This is a genomic window from Streptomyces sp. NPDC059900 (genome assembly GCF_050270335.1).
GTDB lineage: Bacteria > Actinomycetota > Actinomycetes > Streptomycetales > Streptomycetaceae > Streptomyces.
In genome coordinates this window covers 1-2,633 of the sequence record NZ_JBNNJZ010000845.1, presented here as the reverse complement: position 1 = coordinate 2,633, position 2,633 = coordinate 1, and the positions used below count along the sequence as shown (strand labels likewise).

4 protein-coding genes are annotated in these 2,633 nt (G+C 70.0%); 3 read left to right on the top strand and 1 reads right to left on the bottom strand.

Going from position 1 to position 2,633, the window contains the following annotated elements:
• Window positions 1-95: 95 nt before the first annotated feature.
• The 3 genes from ACQKIP_RS44795 to ACQKIP_RS44785 all read left to right on the top strand — a co-directional run bounded on the left by ACQKIP_RS44795 (window position 96) and on the right by ACQKIP_RS44785 (window position 1,621).
• Window positions 96-695: a TetR/AcrR family transcriptional regulator gene (locus tag ACQKIP_RS44795; protein ID WP_365853775.1), complete on the top strand. Its 600-nt coding sequence runs from the start codon at window positions 96-98 to the stop codon at window positions 693-695.
• Window positions 696-713: 18 nt separating this feature from the next.
• Window positions 714-791, top strand: coding sequence for a hypothetical protein (locus tag ACQKIP_RS44790; RefSeq protein ID WP_365854703.1), 78 nt, complete (start codon window positions 714-716; stop codon window positions 789-791).
• Window positions 792-1,078: 287 nt separating this feature from the next.
• Complete coding sequence (locus ACQKIP_RS44785) at window positions 1,079-1,621, top strand: GNAT family N-acetyltransferase (protein ID WP_365854701.1); 543 nt, start codon at window positions 1,079-1,081, stop codon at window positions 1,619-1,621.
• A 94-nt stretch (window positions 1,622-1,715) separates the two neighbouring features.
• Here the strand turns inward: ACQKIP_RS44785 and ACQKIP_RS44780 are convergent, their stop codons facing one another.
• The gene (locus ACQKIP_RS44780) at window positions 1,716-2,630 is read right to left on the bottom strand and encodes an alpha/beta hydrolase family protein (protein WP_427745626.1); all 915 of its coding nucleotides are present in this window, start codon (window positions 2,628-2,630) and stop codon (window positions 1,716-1,718) included.
• Between the last annotated feature and the right edge of the window lie 3 nt (window positions 2,631-2,633).

Sequence of the window (2,633 nt, the reverse complement as noted above, 5' to 3'; positions counted from 1 at the left end):
CCATGATACCGATCGGTATCGGATGGGACGGAATGGTACCGTAGCAGCAGGTGAGGGCGCGGGGCCCGTCACCGATCGGACCTCCCGGAGCCGCCATGACATCGACCGCCAGAAGGCCGGGCAGGGTGGCCAAGCTGCCGCCCCGCGAGCGCATCCTCGACGCCGCCGAAGAGCTCTTCCAGGGCGAGGGGATCCGGCGGGTGGGCGTGCAGGCCATCGCCGAGCGGGCCGAGACCACGAAGATGGCGATCTACCGGCACTTCGAGACCAAGGACGCACTGGTCGCGGAGTGGCTGCGGATCGTCGCCGCCGACTACCAGGCGGCCTTCGACCGGGTCGAGGCCGAGCACCCCGGCCGGCCCCGTGAGCAGATCCTGGGCCTGGCCCGCTTCATCGCCGACGGTCTCCCGGCGATCTCGTACCGGGGCTGCCCGTTCATCAACTCCCTTGCCGAGCTGCCCGACCGCACCCACCCCGCACGGCAAGTGATCGAACAGCACAAGGCCCTGCAGACCCGCAGGCTGGTCGGCATGTGCACCGAGGCCGGACTCCCCGACCCCGAACAAGCCGCGGCTGAGATCACCTTCGTACTGGAAGGCGCACAGGTCAGCACCCAGAACGGAAGCATCGACCGGGCGGGGGACCGGCTGCTGAAAATCATCGAAGCCGTCCTCGACCGGCACGGCGCCGCCTGACCTCGGAACGGCGGCGCTCTGTACTGGCTCATCCGGCCCGAGGGCCTCGCCCCGGGCCGGTTCGAGCGGGCGATGTTTACTTGGCAGTGCAGTTGATCAAGTTCGTGCTGCCTCTCAACTCGGCAGGTCCGTCGGCATTATGGGGAGAGCTTGCTATGGCGCTGGTGAATCATCAGGAGATCGACGTCGTTGTCACGGCCGTCGCGTCCGTCGGCTCGCGCGTCGATGCGGATGGCGTCACGGGCTTCATCGACCAGGCCAAGCATCCGTCCTGGTGGTCCGCGGACGTGCCCTCTCCGCAGGTTGGTGACCTCTTGCATGCAGTCGTCCTCGATGACTCCCGCACTCCGCCCCGGCTGAGCGCACTCCAGGGCGGCATCGACATGGCGCGGACGCTGGCCCAAGGCCCCGTGACGCCCGCCCCGGTGCGGCTTGCTCGGTACACGAAGGCCGACCAGGAGGAGATCCTCGGCGTCGGCGATGATCCCTTCGGTGTTGCCGGGGCCGGTCTGGCCTGGCTGCCGAAGGAGGAGCACTTCGGGGCCAGGCACGACGGCCGACTCGTCGCACATGTGGGCCTGCTGCGGCTGCCCGTGGCGATCGGTGACACCGAGACGGAAGTGGTCGGCGTCGGCGGAGTGGCCGTCGCCCCCGACATGCAAGGCCGGGGGCTGGCCCGGCTCGTCCTCGCGGCAGCCCTCGACCACGCGCGCACCCTGGGTCCGCAGCACGCGCTCCTGTTCTGCAGACCTCCCCTCGTAGCGCTGTATCAGCGACTGGGATGGCACCCGTTGGACACGGACGTACTCGTCGAACAACCCGGAAGCCGCGTGGTCACCATGCCGCTGCGGACGATGGTGACGCCCCTGCGCGATGACGCCTTCTGGCCCTCGGAGCCGGTGCGTCTCTTTTCCCTGCCGATGTGAGCGCCCTCAACCTCCGCGGCCCGGAGTCTCAGCCTCAACTTTAGGGTGAGGTCGAGGCTCCCTCGCCCGCCCGCGGTCCAGGAGGAAAGGCCGGTCACTTGGATTCGAGCGTGCCCAGCGGGTGGCCGGCGGCGAGCACCTGCCGGGCCCGCTCCCAGTCGGTGTGGTCGATCCCGGTGACGTGGCGCAGGTAGGCGAGGGTGACCTGCTGGACGAGGGCGACGCGGTCGGGATCCTCGTCGGTGGTCTCTGCCGACTGGTAGCCGGAGATACCGCCGAGGAGGTGCTCGCCGCCGTGCACGGTGAGCAGGCTCTTGTTGCCGCGGCTGAGGGTGTAGGGGTCGCTCGTCCAGGCCGGCCCCCGGGTGGAGAGCGGGAGGTCGTCCTTGTCGCCGGCGACGACGAGTCCGGCGGCGGTGATGCGGGAGAAGTCCTGATCGCGCAGCCAGGGGAAGTTCTCGTGGGCGAAGGGGGCCAGTTCGTCGCCGCCCGCCCCGGCGGTGGCCAGCTGGACGGAGGCCATCACCCGGGAGTCGGACAGGTCCTCGGCGGTGCCGGTCTGCGGGTCCTTGACGCGCAGACCCACCAGGATGCCCGCGGTCTGACCGCCGAAGGAGTGTCCCGCCGCGACGATCCGGCTGTGGTCGGTCCGGCCCGCGAGACCCGGCACGGACGCTTCCAGATCCCCCAGTTCGTCCAGGATGCGTTTCATGTCCTCCACACGGTGGCGCCACAGGTGCGGCCTGCGGGGGTCGTCCGCGGCCAGGCCGAGACGCCTGGAGTCGAGGTGGGTGGCCTGGATGACCGCGAAGCCGTGAGAGGCCCAGTGGTCGACCAGTGGTGCATAGGCGTCCAGGTGGGAACCGAATCCGTGCGCGAACAGCACGATCGGCAGCCGGGTGCCAGTGACCGGTGCGGTGATCCGTACGTGCAGGTCCTCGCCGCGCTGTGGTGCGGGCAGCACGAGCGGCCTGACCGCCACGGTCGGGGTGGGTTCGGGGCCGGTCAGACC